Source organism: Sphingomonas sp. IC081 (assembly GCF_006874585.1).
Taxonomy (GTDB): Bacteria; Pseudomonadota; Alphaproteobacteria; order Sphingomonadales; family Sphingomonadaceae; genus Novosphingobium.
This window is the reverse complement of sequence record NZ_CP029762.1, coordinates 561,243-574,027: the sequence shown is the minus strand read 5'-3', so window position 1 is coordinate 574,027 and position 12,785 is coordinate 561,243. Positions and strand designations below refer to the sequence as shown.

At 68.4% G+C, this 12,785-nt stretch carries 13 protein-coding genes; 5 read left to right on the top strand and 8 right to left on the bottom strand.

Annotated features, from left to right (window positions below; genetic code table 11):
- Positions 1 to 8 precede the first annotated feature (8 nt).
- Positions 9 to 794: a BON domain-containing protein gene (locus DM450_RS20785; RefSeq protein WP_142638757.1), complete on the top strand. Its 786-nt coding sequence runs from the start codon at positions 9 to 11 to the stop codon at positions 792 to 794.
- Between the two features lie 48 nt (positions 795 to 842).
- On the opposite strand, the gene DM450_RS20780 is transcribed toward DM450_RS20785, so the two are convergent.
- From DM450_RS20780 to DM450_RS26345, 4 genes are all read right to left on the bottom strand, one after another.
- Positions 843 to 1,628 (bottom strand): EF-hand domain-containing protein, encoded by a 786-nt coding sequence (locus DM450_RS20780; RefSeq protein WP_312846181.1) that lies wholly within the window; start codon positions 1,626 to 1,628, stop codon positions 843 to 845.
- A gap of 196 nt (positions 1,629 to 1,824) precedes the next feature.
- Positions 1,825 to 2,832 carry an alcohol dehydrogenase catalytic domain-containing protein gene (locus DM450_RS20775; RefSeq protein ID WP_142638755.1) on the bottom strand — a complete coding sequence of 336 codons (1,008 nt, stop codon included), beginning with the start codon at positions 2,830 to 2,832 and terminating at the stop codon, positions 1,825 to 1,827.
- Positions 2,829 to 3,368, bottom strand: a complete 540-nt coding sequence (locus DM450_RS26350; protein WP_260610450.1) for a sulfotransferase family protein — start codon at positions 3,366 to 3,368, stop codon at positions 2,829 to 2,831. The genes DM450_RS20775 and DM450_RS26350 overlap by 4 nt, the downstream gene beginning before the upstream one ends.
- 144 nt (positions 3,369 to 3,512) lie before the next feature.
- Positions 3,513 to 3,842 (bottom strand): hypothetical protein, encoded by a 330-nt coding sequence (locus tag DM450_RS26345; protein WP_260610449.1) that lies wholly within the window; start codon positions 3,840 to 3,842, stop codon positions 3,513 to 3,515.
- Between the two features lie 244 nt (positions 3,843 to 4,086).
- Here DM450_RS26345 and DM450_RS20765 point away from each other — a divergent pair, with 244 nt between their 5' ends.
- Together DM450_RS20765 and DM450_RS20760 are read left to right on the top strand one after the other, a co-directional pair.
- Complete coding sequence (locus DM450_RS20765) at positions 4,087 to 5,280, top strand: hypothetical protein (RefSeq protein ID WP_260610448.1); 1,194 nt, start codon at positions 4,087 to 4,089, stop codon at positions 5,278 to 5,280.
- Between the two features lie 17 nt (positions 5,281 to 5,297).
- A complete protein-coding gene (locus DM450_RS20760; RefSeq protein ID WP_185928798.1) occupies positions 5,298 to 5,984 on the top strand; it encodes a TetR/AcrR family transcriptional regulator in 687 nt (228 codons plus the stop codon).
- On the opposite strand, the gene DM450_RS20755 is transcribed toward DM450_RS20760, so the two are convergent.
- The 4 genes from DM450_RS20755 to DM450_RS20740 all read right to left on the bottom strand — a co-directional run bounded on the left by DM450_RS20755 (position 5,921) and on the right by DM450_RS20740 (position 11,178).
- Complete coding sequence (locus DM450_RS20755; protein WP_142638751.1) at positions 5,921 to 7,597, bottom strand: ABC-F family ATP-binding cassette domain-containing protein; 1,677 nt, start codon at positions 7,595 to 7,597, stop codon at positions 5,921 to 5,923. The genes DM450_RS20760 and DM450_RS20755 overlap by 64 nt on opposite strands.
- 212 nt (positions 7,598 to 7,809) lie before the next feature.
- A complete protein-coding gene (locus DM450_RS20750) occupies positions 7,810 to 8,277 on the bottom strand; it encodes a YbaN family protein (RefSeq protein ID WP_142638749.1) in 468 nt (155 codons plus the stop codon).
- Positions 8,261 to 8,863 carry a biliverdin-producing heme oxygenase gene (locus tag DM450_RS20745; RefSeq protein ID WP_142638747.1) on the bottom strand — a complete coding sequence of 201 codons (603 nt, stop codon included), beginning with the start codon at positions 8,861 to 8,863 and terminating at the stop codon, positions 8,261 to 8,263. The genes DM450_RS20750 and DM450_RS20745 overlap by 17 nt, the downstream gene beginning before the upstream one ends.
- 44 nt (positions 8,864 to 8,907) lie before the next feature.
- The gene (locus DM450_RS20740) at positions 8,908 to 11,178 is read right to left on the bottom strand and encodes a TonB-dependent hemoglobin/transferrin/lactoferrin family receptor (RefSeq protein WP_221889488.1); all 2,271 of its coding nucleotides are present in this window, start codon (positions 11,176 to 11,178) and stop codon (positions 8,908 to 8,910) included.
- A gap of 308 nt (positions 11,179 to 11,486) precedes the next feature.
- On the opposite strand from DM450_RS20740, the gene DM450_RS20735 reads away from it, so the two are divergent.
- Positions 11,487 to 12,293 (top strand): DUF4198 domain-containing protein, encoded by an 807-nt coding sequence (locus tag DM450_RS20735; RefSeq protein WP_142638745.1) that lies wholly within the window; start codon positions 11,487 to 11,489, stop codon positions 12,291 to 12,293.
- Positions 12,290 to 12,751, top strand: coding sequence for an EF-hand domain-containing protein (locus tag DM450_RS20730; RefSeq protein WP_142638743.1), 462 nt, complete (start codon positions 12,290 to 12,292; stop codon positions 12,749 to 12,751). The genes DM450_RS20735 and DM450_RS20730 overlap by 4 nt, the downstream gene beginning before the upstream one ends.
- The last annotated feature ends 34 nt before the right edge of the window (positions 12,752 to 12,785 follow it).

The window sequence follows — 12,785 nt, the reverse complement described above, 5'->3', positions numbered from 1 at the left end:
GAACAGCGATGAACAGGCGAGACTTGGGCGGCAATGTCGGCGGGGACCGCAAGCCGGGCGGCTATCAGGAAGGGCAGGCCGGCGCGATGCCGCGTCAGGCGCGGCAGTGGCAGGAGGGGCCGTCACGGCAGGCGGGCGGTCACTCGGAACCGGGATCGGCGCCGCGACAGGCCGAGCCGGAGCGGCCGGAAACCGGTTCGGCGTCCCAGCCGGGCCAATCCCCTTCCGGCGCCGAGCCTTCCTATCCCTTGCACCATTTCGACGCGGCGAACGGGGCCACGTTTTCGGAATTCACCAGCGAGCATTACGGCGGACGCGACTTTTCGGCGACACCGGGCGGGCTTGGCGGTGCGATCACCGGCGGCATGCACCCCAGCGACAGCTACCGCCCGACTTACGCCATGGGGCACTGGATGGGGCTCGACCACGATTACGGCAGCTGGCGCGCCTATGGCGAGCATCGCGGTTTCCTGCGCCGGGCGGGAGACGAGATCGCCAGCTGGTTCGGCAGTGATGCCGCCGCGCATCGCCGTGATCTCGATCACCGGGGACGCGGCCCGAGCGACTACACCCGGCCGGACGAGCGCATTCGCGAGGACGTCAACGACATGCTGACGGCCGACCGTCGCCTCGACGCCAGCCATGTCCGGGTGACCGTGATCGGCGGCGAAGTGACGCTGGAGGGAACCGTCGGCGACAGGGCGGACAAGCGCCGGGCGGAGGATCTCGCCGAGGCGGTCATCGGCGTGCGTCACGTGCAGAACAACCTGCGACCGGAGCGCTTGCCGGGTTGACTGGGCCGTTCTGGCCGCGCCGCCGTGTCCGGCGGCGCGGTTCCGGGGTCAGCAGCTCTCGCCGGGCGGGCAGGCGGGCGGCTTGCCGCCGCCACCCGGCGGAGGACCGCCGGGGCCGCCGGGGCGACCACGGGGGCCGCCGTCCAGTCGGCGTGCCTCGTCTTCGCTGAGGAAGCCGTCGTGATCGAGGTCGGCGGCATCGAAGCGCTTGTATTCGAGCGCGAGCAGTTCCTCCAGCGAGGCGCCGGCGTCGTAATTGGTGTTGGCCTGCGCGATCGTCATGCCGTTGATCGGCTCGATCAGGCGCGAGAGCACGCGGTCCTCGGCGTCCTTGCCGAGCTTGGGCATGATGCCGTTCACGACCGCGAGGCCGGACGTGTCGGCGGCGGCGGCATCGGAACTGGCCAGCGACCCCATGGCGCGCTGCCAGGTCTGGAATTCGGCGAGGCTGATGCTGCCGTTGCGGTCGGTGTCGATGGCCGCGAAGCGGTCGCGCACGGCCGCATCGCGGCGCTGGTCGACGATTGCGGTCACTTCCGCGACGGTGACGATGCCGTCGCGATTGCTGTCGGCTTCCTGGAACATCGCGGTGACGACCTTGGCGATTTCCTCGCGCTTGATCGGCTTCATCGGCTTGGGCCTCGCGGGGCCGCCGCCGCCGCCGGGAGGCCCCCCGGCGCCGCCCGGGCCACCACCCATTCCCCCGCCCATTCCGCCACCCATTCCGCCACCCATATCGCCCATTCCGCCCATGCCGCCGCTTTGAGCGAATACGGGCGCGGCGGCGAGAAGCAGTACGGCGCCTAGCAGGACCTTGCGCATAGAAAGGGTCATTCCTTTGTCAGAACCGGTCCGTCGGCCGCGGAATTTGCCCCTTTTTAAGGGGCGGGCCGGTCGGATCGCCGATGCTGTAGTTCGCAATTCACGCCGCGATATTTCACGAATGTTGCAGTACCTGCTGCAAGAAGACCTGCCGGGCGGGGCCTTACGGGTGGGGCCTTCCGGGTGGGGTGGGGTGGGGTGGGGCCGCCTAGAACGTCACATGCACCTTTGTTTCGGCATTCGGGCTGCGCAGCATGGCCAGCGTTGCAGGCAATTCGTCCAGCGTGACGGTGCTGGAGATTGTCCTTTTGGGATCGACGTGTCCCTTGTCGACCTGGTCCGCGATGTACAGGAATTCGCGCATCGAATAGCCGACCGAGAACTGGATCGACGCGCACTTGTGGGAGCCCAGGGCCGGGATCACCGGGTCGGGCGCGGTACAGAAGCCGAGGCTCAGGATCCGGCCCAGCGGGGCGACATGGCTCAGCGCCTTCATCAGCATCCCTTGCGCGCCGACACATTCGAGCACGACGGCCGGGGCCCAGCCCAGCGCCTCGAGGCGTTCGCCCGCTTCGTTCTCGCCAAAGGCGATGAAACGCTCCGCCCCCATGTCCAGCGCCAGCGCAGCACGGCGCGGTGAGCGAGACATGACCGCGATCCGCCCCGCGCCCATCCGGCGCGCCCAGTAGATCGCGTAAAGCGCCACGCTGCCCGCGCCCAGCACCAGCACGCTGTCCCCCGGGCGGATCGCGGCCAGCTGCACGCCGTAAAGGCTGATCGCCAGCGGCTCGATCAGGGCGCCGTCGGCCATCGACAACACCGCGGGCAGCTTTGTGGCGGCGCCTTGCGGGATCGCGGCCAGTTCGGAAAAGCCCAGTATGGCCGAGCCCTGCTTGTCCTGGCACAGCACGGCATTGCCATGGGCGCGGCAGCCGGTGCACCGTCCGCAGGCGAGGGAGGGCATCACGGCGATGCGGTCCCCGACCCGGAAGGCGGAAACCTCGCGGCCGAGTTCGACGATCTCGCCCGCATATTCGTGACCGAACTGCACGCCGCTGCCGTAATCCCATGCCCCGCCGCGGGTCATGGCAAGATCGGTTCCGCAGATACCGCAGCGCGAGACGCGGATCAGCACTTCGCCCGGGGCCGGACGCGGATCGGCGAGGGTCTCGATGGTCACCGGCCCGCCGTGGCCGGGATAGATGGCCGCTCTCACCGGCGTGGCTCCATGAGGTCGTAACGCTCGATATAGGTGCGGAACGGCTCGCGCGCCTGGTCTTCGGTCATTCCGAAGTCGGCGATGTCATAACGGTGCCGGCCGCGCGCCAGCTCGGGCCTGGCGGCAATCCTCGCCGCGAAGGCGGTGCGGGTGGCATCGGGAATGTCCATGGCGATGAACGCGTAGATCCGCTCCAGCACGGCCATCGGGTCGGCATGGAAATCGGCATGGATCACGTCGAGCACTTGCCCGGGATGAGCGCGCCGCACCCGGTCGGCCTTTTCGGTCGCCTCCGCCCGCTTGGCGACCTCGCGGATCAGCATCGTCTCGCGGCGCTCCTGCAGGCGGCCTTGCTCGAACATCGGATGCAGGTTCATCAGCAGCGAGACGAGGGAAGGGAGCGCCTTGCCCGGATCGCGATGGGTCTGGATCACGCGTGCATCGGGAAAGACCGCGAAGAGCAGGTCGAGGTTCTCGATATGACCGGGGTTCTTGAGCAGCCAGCGCCGGCCGGGCGCGCTGCTGCCGATCAATTGCAGGCAGCGCCGGTAATGGGCGTAGGATGGCGGCCGTGCGGCGGAACTGCGGATAGTCGCTCCAGTCCTCGATTGGTGGACGCGGCATCGGGGCATCGGCAAGCCAGGTCTGCAGCCCCTGGAAGCGCGGGTCGAGCGCAATCAGGCGGTGGAGGGCGTGGTGCCGGTGCGCGGAACCCCGGTGATGACCACCGGGCTGACGACATCGTGGCCCGCGAAGCCAGGATTTTCGCGCATGGCCCGGTAGGCATGGGCGCGGCCGCGCAGGGCGCACACGATCCTGCCCCATGCCGCGCGCCGGCCCTCGGCATGGAAGCGCGGGTCGTAGTCCATCGCGTGGAGGTAGGCGTCAAGGCCCGGGAGATAGTCGCCGGGGCCGAAATCATCGCTGTCGATTTCGGCGGCGACCAATGCGTGCAGCCTGTCGCCGGCGTGGCGGAAGGCGCTGGGGGGATCGTAGCTCAGGTCCATGACGGCATGCCTTCTCACCAATGGCGGCGGGGCGCTGCTGATGCCGCCGCCTGCTCCTGTTTGCGGCCGGGATGGTTCGGTAGGGCGATAAGATAGTCAATGCTGTCTTGCTGGGCCGCGGTGCCATATCCCGGGGGCGGTCATGCAGGCGCGGTCCTTGCCCGGGGGGCGTTTAGGTAGCGCACACTATCTAGGCCGAAAACGCATGAACGGCCTCGCTGAAATGGGCAAAGGGAGTGGACCCGTGGCGCATGAAACGGAAGCACAAGCGGCTCCGGCATCGATCCTCGAATGCCTGAGCGATCTCGAAAGCGCGGTGGCCAATCTCGGGCAGACCTGGCGGCCGGACGATCCGGCTTATCGCGCCGATCTCTACCGACAGACGATGAGCAGCCTGTCCTATGCCTATTTCATGTACTTCCACGCCGATGCCGAGCATCCCGATTGGGCGCCGCTGTGGAACCCGGCCTATACGCTGCAGCCCAATCCCGACGACATCTACGTGCAGAGCCCGATCCGGGGCGATCTGCGCTACCGGGTCGCGGGCAACCGGGGCACGTGCCGGATACTTTCGTTCACCACGCAGAAGGCGCTGTCCGGCACCGTCGATCACATGCCGCAACCCGGCGGTCATAACGAGGTGGACTGCGACGACCTCGGCATCGCGCCCGGCGAGGACTTCGAGATCCTGTTCAGTGCCGAGCGCCCCGCCGGCCACACCGGGCACTGGGCGCCGATCGATCCGCAGGCTGGCGGCATGTACGTGCGCTATCGCATGTACGACTGGGAAACCGAGACCGACCCGCAGCTCACGATCGAATGTCTCGATCCGGTACCGCCCAAGCCGCGCCTGTCGCCCGCCGAGATTGCCGGGCGCATGCGCGAGATGGCCCGTTTTCCGGGACGCAAGACCCGTCTCTACTATCCCATGCAGAACGGCGTGAAGGAGCGCGTGGGCTTCAACGTCTTCGAGCCGGTGCGCATGCCCGGGGCGCTGGTCAAGCAGGTCTACTGGCCCGCCTGTTTCCAGCTGGCCGAGGACGAGGCGCTGATCGTCGAGACCGAAATTCCCGAACGCGCGCCGTACTGGAACATTCAGCTCAACGATCCGCTCTTCAACGCGCTCGAATATGTCTACCGGCTTTCCAGCACCAACGGGGCGATGGCACGGCTCTCCTCGGACGGGCGGTTTCGCGGCGTCATCGCGCTTCGCGATCCCGGCGTGCCGAACTGGCTGGATCCGGCGGGCTATACCGAGGGCGGTATCTATGGGCGCTGGTACGATTGCAGCAGCGCGCCGGTGCCGACGATCACGCGCGTGAAACTGGCGGACCTTCGGGCGTACCTGCCCATCGACACGCCGGTCGTGACGCCTGACCAGCGGCGCGAGGAAATTGCCCGGCGCGTCCGGGCATGCCAACGTAGGCGGCGATGGTAGCCGCACGGAGCGAGAGTTTGCCGCGCAACAACGAAGCCACGAAGGGCGAGAGGCCCCGGCAGAGACGATCCCCCTCGCAGCTGCGCGAGGCGATCCTGCGGGCCGCCGAGGCGGAATACTGCGCGTTCGGATTTTCCGGGGCGACGACCGCCGCCATCGCGGCGCTTGCGCAGACCACCGAAACCCAGATCTTCCGCTACTTCGATTCGAAGGCGGAACTGTTCCGCGAAGCCATCCAGCGGCCGCTGGACCAGCATCTGCAGGCCTTCATGGCGGCCAGTCCGGCTGCCGGTGCCGCGCCGAGGGAGCTGCAGGCGCGATCCTACATCGCCGAATTGCAGGACTTCATCGAGCAACACCAGCGCATGTTCCGTTCGCTCATCGTGGCCGAGACCGGCAAGGATGCGGACGTGCCCGGCATGGGCGGTGTCGACGCGCTGCAGGCCTACTTCGCGCGCGGTGCCGACGTGGTGCGCCGCCGCACCGGCGGCGAGGACAAGCTGCCGCCGGAATTGATGGTGCGGATCAGCTTCGCCGCGGTGCTGGGCTGCGTGCTGTTCAAGGACTGGCTCTATCCCGACGGCATGGCGGACGACGCCGCGATCCGGGCGGCGATGACCCGCTTTGTCCTTGACGGCATCTATGCCGATGCGGCCGCCTTATCCGGGAGCGGCGACAAGTCCGCCGCCGGCACCGCGGGCTGAAGCTCCACGCGGCGGGTCACGCCGATGGCGGCGAGAAACGCCGGGTCGTGGCTCACCACCAGCAGCGCGCCGTCATAGCCGCCAAGGCCCGCTTCCAGCGCCGCGATGGAGGCGAGGTCGAGGTGGTTGGTCGGCTCGTCGAGGATCAGCAAGGGCGGCGGATGCGCGCCGCCCAGCACGCAGGCCAGCCCCGCACGCAGGGTCTGGCCGCCGCTGAGCGCGCCGACCGCCTTGTCGGCAGCCTCGGCGCGGAACTGGAACCGGGCCAGCGCGGCGCGGCAGGCGTTGTTGTCCATGCCCGGATTGAGGCGCGCGAAATTGTCCGCGATCGTCGCGCCGGGATCGAGCAGGGTCATGTTCTGGTCGAACAGCGCAAACGGCACATGGACCTCGACCTTGCCGCGTGACGGCGCGATCCGGCCCTCGACCAGCGCGAGCAGCGTCGATTTGCCGGTGCCGTTGGGCCCGGCGAGGGCGATGCGCTCCGGCCCGGTCACGGCAAGGTCGAACCCGTCCAGCAGCGGGCGCTGCGGCGTATAGCCGAACGTGACGCCGCGCATGTCGAGCACCCGCTGGCCGGGCTGGAGGCCGGTGGGCGCGAGCGTGACGGCGAGCGTTTCCAGCCGTTCCACCCGCGCTTCCGCCTCGGCATGGGCCTGCGCTGCGGTCTCCTGGAGCCTTGCTGCGAGGCGGGCGTGTTCACCGCCGCTCCTTTCGGCCCGGTCGCGCCGCATGCCCGCCAGGATGCGCGGCATGTCGCCCCGCGCGCCCTTGCGGCTGCCGGCGGCATCGCGCCGCTGCTGGCGTTCGCGGGCGACTTGCGCCTTGCGCTGCACGTCGCCGAGGCGGCGCTCGGCCCCTGCCAGGTCCTGTTCGGCGGCGGCAAGTTCCACCGCCTTGCGCGCGCGGTAGGCGCTCCAGTTGCCGCCATAGCGCGCCGCGCTCAGCGTGGTCAGTTCGACGATCGCATCCATGGCTTCGAGCAGTTCGCGGTCATGGCTGACGACCACCGCCCCGGCGCGCCAGCCTGCCATGAGGTCGAGCACGGCGCGGCGACCGTCCTGGTCGAGATTGTTGGTCGGCTCGTCGAGCAGAAGGAAATCGGGCTCGCCGAAGACCGCGCCCGCCAGCGCGGCACGGGTGCGCTGGCCGCCCGAAAGCGCGGCCAGCCGGGTCTGCGGCGGCAGTTCCAGTCCGACCCGGCGCAGCGTCTCGCCAACACGGGTGCCCAGCGTCCAGTCCGCCTCGGACAGTTCATCGAGGGTGGCGATGCCGGCTTCGGCACGTTCCAGCAGGGCGAGCGCGGGGGCGACGCCGAGCAGGTCGGCGACGGTTTCCTGCGCGTCCACCTGCACGATCTGACGCATGGTGCCGATCGATCCGGCGCGCGTGACCCGGCCGCGGTCGGGGGTGAGGGCGCCGGTCAGGAGGTGCAGCACGGTGCTCTTGCCCACCCCGTTGCGGCCGACCACGCCGCAGCGTTCGGCGGCAAAGTCGATGGAGATCCCGGACAGGACGGGCGTGCCGTCAGGCGCGGACCAGCTGGCATTTGCCAGCGAAAGCATGGGGGTGAGCGAACGCCCGGCGGCGGGCGAGAACGGGGGCAAGGACATGGAACTTCCTGAAGGCAAGGCGGGATGGGCATTGCGGTCAGGCAGGGATCACATGGTCTTGCAGTTCCGTTCGCTTGGTGGCCATCACGGTCGATGGGAAACAGGCTTGTAGCGCAGGACGGTCCGTGCAGGCAAGCATCAGGTGGGCAGGTCGTAGTGGGCAGGTCGATTGGGCAAGGTCGATTGGGCAAGGGCGCCTTCGATGGCGCCGTTCAGGGGTTCACGGCCTCGGCGCTTTCCGCTTCGGTTTCGCGCGGCGTCCGGCCCGGCTCGCGCCGTCTGCCGACCCAGACCGCGCATCCCAGCAGCACCAGCGCCACCGTGAGCGCGATGATCGGGCGCGGATGGGCGATGAGGCAGAACGAGGCGAAGCCGATGGTCATGCCGATCCATGAGGCATATTTGGCGTGACGCGGGATCGCCCGCTCCGCCCGCCAGGCGCGAAGCCCGGGGCCGAAGCGGGGATGATCGAGCAGCCAGGCTTCCAGCTTCGGCGACGAGCGGGCGAAGCAGGGCAAGGCAAGGATCATGAAATCCGTGGTCGGCAGCAGCGGGACAAAGATCCCGACCACGCCGATGCCGACCAGCGCCAGGCCCAGCACCAGCCAGGCCCAGCGGGATGCCCGCCCGCGTCGGAGCAGGTCCTCGGTGCTGCTCGGCCGCTCAGGCGAAGCAGGCATCGGCAAGCGACCGGACCCGTTCGAAGGCGGCCCTGGCTCCGGCGACGGCACGTTGTTCCTCCTCCGGCGTGAGATCGGCCGCGTTGAGTTCGGCAACAAAGGCACGCCAGTGCGCGGCCGGCCCTTCCGGCGCGGGAGCGAGGTGGCGGGCACCGTGATGGTCGGAAAGTCCGATCCTGGCCGCTTCCTTGCGCAGCAGCGCCGCCCCCATGTTCGACCCTTCCGCCACGTAGAGCCAGCCAAGGGCCTCGGGCACGTCGAGCGGCCCGCCCGGCGTGAAGGCAGGGGTGCCATGACCCGTCGGCAATTGCCGGCCGAGATCGGCGAGGTCCGCCTCGATGAGATCGAGGCGCTGGCGTCCGGCGAGGCCCGGCAGGATGTAGCGCAGCGCCTCGCTGGCGTAGAGCGCGGCGATGTCGCGGTGGAACAGGAACTGCATTTCCAGGAACCGGCCATAGCCCGGCAGGCTGGAGAAGGGATCGGCGGCCATGATCGCCTTGTCGAGACGATCGTGCATGTCGTGGGTCGCGGTGCGGAGCGCGTGAACCAGCGTGGGCAGCAGCGCGTTGTCGGCGGGTTGGGGCATGACGGGGTGCGGGCCTTTCTGGGAAGGATCGGGTCGGGGCGGGGTCAGAACGAGATCAGCGCGGTCGCCTTCACGGTGCGGCCGGGTTGCGAGTAGAACAGCTGCGGGATGCTGCCGCTGTCGGGCAGGTCGAGCGCGTTGAAGTAGGTCTTGTCGAGCAGGTTGTAGACGCCGACCTGGAGCCGCAGGCCCTTGGCAAAGGCGGGCTGGATCCAGGCGCTGGCATCGATGATGCCGTAGCTCGGCGTCTTGTTGAGGTCCGACGCGGGGTTCTCGACCTTGTTGCGCGATCCGGCGACCGTTCCCGAAAGGTCGAGGCCGAAGGTGTCGTGCGTATAGCCAAGACCCAGCACCGCCCGCAGCGGCGGGATGGAGTTCAGGTGGTAGTCGTCCTCGGTGTTCTTGCCGTTCGTATAGGCCAGCGAGGCCCAGGTCCGCCAATGCTTCGAGAATTCCCAGTTGCCGCTCGCCTCGATGCCGTAGATGCGCACGCGATCGAGGTTCATGTACTTGAACACACCGAAGGGATAGCTGCCCGACAGGCCGGCGGCGGCCGCCGTGGTCGTCACGGTGTCGATGAAGTTGCGGTACTTGTTGCGATAGTAGGCCACGCGCAGGCCCCGGCGGGCATCGCCGTAGTGGACGCCGAATTCGTAACCCTTGCTGGTTTCGGGCTTGAGTTCCGGCGTGCCGACGCTGACGTAGCTGCCGGTGCCGCCATAGGTGAGGTACAGTTCGGTCGCGGAAGGCGCGCGGAAGGCCTGCGCGTACTGGCCGTAGAGCGTCAGCCCGGAAAGCACTTCGGCCTCCACCAGCACCTTGGGTGACCAGTGGTGGTCCGAGGACCTGGCGGGCAGCCCTTCGTAGGCGGCATTCTCGGTATAGCTGGGCGTATCCTGCGGCGAACGGCGATAATAGTCGTAGCGGATGCCCGGGGTCACGTGCAGCCACGGCGCCGCGCCGACGCCGATGCGGTCCTGGAGGACGAGGCCGAGATCGGTGCCGTGCACGGTCGGCATGTCCGACTGGTTCACGTGCAGGAACGAGCAGGAATAGATCGCGGCGGTACAGTTGTCCTGCCCGGCGGCGTACTGGCTGGTATTGGTGCGATAGGCCTCTCCCGCGAGCGTGACCGCATGCGAGAACGGGCCGGTCTGGAAGTCGGTGGTGATCGCGCCGCTCAGGCCGTACATCTCGACCTCCAGGTCGCTGTCGCGGATGTACGTGCCGATGGGCGCGGTCAGGCGCTCGCCGGCGGTGTAGGTTTCGAGGTTGCTGCGCTGCCAGTAACCGGTCAGGTGCGCCTCGCGGATCGCGCCGCCGTCGCCCTGGTAGTCGTAGCTGCCCGAGATGCGCTTGCGCTTGGTCTTGTTCTGGGTGTTGTAGGCGGAATAGGTGGAGCCCACCGAGGTCAGCGTGTTCTCGTCATAGTCGCGCGAGAAGATCTCGCCGGTCAGGCCAAGGCGGTGTCCGCCGGGCAGGTACTGGTGCAGCTTCACCAGCAGGTTGAGCTGGTCGTAGCTGGCGGGATTGGCATCGGTGCGGGTCGATCCGGTGCCGCCGGTATCGCCCTGGTTCCTGGTCTCGTTGCCGTTCTGGTAGCCGCCCTGGATCAGCAGCAGGGTATCCTTGCTGCGCACGGCGGCAGCCTGGTTGATGTAGGCACTGTCGCTGGCGCTGTCATACGTGACCTTGCCAAGGCCTGCCTGGACCTTGCCGTCCACCAGCAGGTCCTCGGGATCGAGCGTGCGCAGCGCCAGCGTGCCGGCCAGGGCGCCGGTGCCGAAGAAGCTGGAATCGGCGCTCTTCACCACGTCGATGGCGGTGAGCGCGTTGAAGTCGAACAAGGCGACGCCGCCCTGCACGCCGCGCGCGCCGTCGTTGAGCCAGGGGGTGCGGATGCCGTCGATGGTGGTGAGCACGCGGTTGGCGTCGAGGCCGCGAATGTTGATCGACTGGTTCTGCGGGTTGAAGTTTACCCCGGCATCGACGCGGCGGGCATAGTCCGACAGGCTGTCGACCATGCGTTCGCGCAGGGTCTCGGCGGTCGTCGTGGTCGTGAGCACGCGGGGCTTGCCGCTGGCGCTGCGCTCGGCATCGGCGGTGTCTTCGGCCTTGGCCCTGACCGGGAACGAACCGAGGCGGACGGTATCGTCCGGGCTGTCCGCGGCCTGCGCCAGCGCCGGAGCGCCGGGGAGCAGAAGCATCAACGCGGCGGCCGAGGCCATGCCCCCGCCAATGCCCCTGCTGGTGCCCCCGTTGGTGCCACGGCCAATGCCGATCCTGCTCGTTCCTGTCAGCAGCGCGGTAATCATGTTCTGGACCCTTTCACGAATGAGAAGCAATAGCAATAGATGGACGTGATCGTGCCCAATAGCGGGCACGCCCCGGTGGCCGACATGCCGAGTGCAGGCCGGGCACAGGCTGGGCACAGGCTGGGCACAGGCCGCGCACACGGCGGGCGAACGGAGAGCCAAGCGAGGCGCATGGCGGGCGAGGGCAAGGCATCCGTCCGATGCCCCTGATTCGCTCCTCTATCTTAATGCTATTGATTCGCAATAGGATTTGTGGGACCAGCGCGACACGAACTTTCGCAGCCTGCTTCCAGAGGGAAGGACATTCCATGAAACAACAAGCCCGCTACCGGTCGGCTCTGGCGTGCGCCGCGCTGGCCGCCGCCTTCACGGCCCCGCCGGCCCTGGCGCATTCACCCTATCTGCTGCCGAACGGATTCACGCTCGCCGCGCAGGACCATGTCAGCGTCGAGGCCGCGTTCAGCGAGCATGTCTTCGTGCCCGCCATCGCCATGCAGTCCGACCTTTTCCACGTCGTCGCCCCCGATGGCGCCCGCACCGCGCTGAAACCGGTCGTGCTGCGCGACCTCACGGTACTGGAAGTGCCGACCCCGATGCAGGGCACCTATCGCATCAGCAGCGGCGCGCGCATGGGCCGGATCGCCAAGGCGGCGCTGATCGACGGGGTCTGGGAATTCATCGATCCGCGCCGCCCGCTGCCTGCCGGGGTCGCGCCGGTGGACATGCAGAGCGTGACCAGGGCCGAGGCCTACGTCACCCGCGGCGCGCCGACGGCCGCCGCGCTCACGCCGACCGGCAAGGGCCTTGAATACCGTGCGATCACCCATCCCGACGCGATCCGGGCGGGCAAGCCTGCCGAATTCCAGTTGCTGTTCGATGGCAAGCCGCTCGCCGGGGCCGATGTCGAAGTGGAAGAGGCGCAGGCTGGAGACGGTGAGAATGTGCGCCTGCCGCTGATCGTCAGCGATGCGCAGGGCCGCTTTGCCATCACCGCGCCGCGGGCCGGGCTCTACTTCGCCATGACCCGCCACCGGGTGGCCGCGAGCGGCGCCGATCCGGCGCGCAGCTACACGTACGCGCTCAGCTATTCCGTCACCGAGGGAGAACGACCATGACCCAGACCATCCTGCGCCGCGCCTTTTGCCTTTGCGCGGCGCTGCTACTGCCCTGCGCGGCCCATGCCGCCTCGCACGACCTGGCTACCTTCATCCGCGAGCAGGATCTCGACGGGGACGGCAAGGTCAGCAAGGACGAGTTCCAGCGCGGCCGCGACGCCGAATTCGCGCGGATGGACCGCAACCGCGACGGTGTCCTCTCGCACGACGAATATGTCGGCGACTACCGCGAACGGCTGGAGCGCGAACTGCTCGAACGTCCCGAAGCCGAGCGCGCGGACTTGCGCAGCCGACAGCTTCGCCAGGCCGATGTGCGCTTCCGGATCCTCGACAGCGATCACGGCGGCGGCATCTCGACCGCCGAATTCGCGGCGAGCGGCTGGGCCATGTTCCTGCGCCACGACACCGACCACGACGGCTGGGTCTCCATGGCGGACGTGCCCGCCCCTGCGGACTGATACCGTTCAGGGGCCTGAATTCCTTGGGGGGAAG

What these genes read in the sequence shown, in the direction of transcription:
- DM450_RS20755 (WP_142638751.1), bottom strand. Translation starts at nt 7,597, where the DNA reads ATGTCCTTGCCCCCGTTCTCGCCCGCCGCCGGGCGTTCGCTCACCCCC.
- DM450_RS20735 (WP_142638745.1), top strand. Translation starts at nt 11,487, where the DNA reads ATGAAACAACAAGCCCGCTACCGGTCGGCTCTGGCGTGCGCCGCGCTG.
- DM450_RS20730 (WP_142638743.1), top strand. Translation starts at nt 12,290, where the DNA reads ATGACCCAGACCATCCTGCGCCGCGCCTTTTGCCTTTGCGCGGCGCTG.
- DM450_RS26345 (WP_260610449.1), bottom strand. Translation starts at nt 3,842, where the DNA reads ATGGACCTGAGCTACGATCCCCCCAGCGCCTTCCGCCACGCCGGCGAC.
- DM450_RS20745 (WP_142638747.1), bottom strand. Translation starts at nt 8,863, where the DNA reads ATGCCCCAACCCGCCGACAACGCGCTGCTGCCCACGCTGGTTCACGCG.
- DM450_RS20780 (WP_312846181.1), bottom strand. Translation starts at nt 1,628, where the DNA reads ATGACCCTTTCTATGCGCAAGGTCCTGCTAGGCGCCGTACTGCTTCTC.
- DM450_RS20750 (WP_142638749.1), bottom strand. Translation starts at nt 8,277, where the DNA reads ATGCCTGCTTCGCCTGAGCGGCCGAGCAGCACCGAGGACCTGCTCCGA.
- DM450_RS20785 (WP_142638757.1), top strand. Translation starts at nt 9, where the DNA reads ATGAACAGGCGAGACTTGGGCGGCAATGTCGGCGGGGACCGCAAGCCG.
- DM450_RS20740 (WP_221889488.1), bottom strand. Translation starts at nt 11,178, where the DNA reads ATGATTACCGCGCTGCTGACAGGAACGAGCAGGATCGGCATTGGCCGT.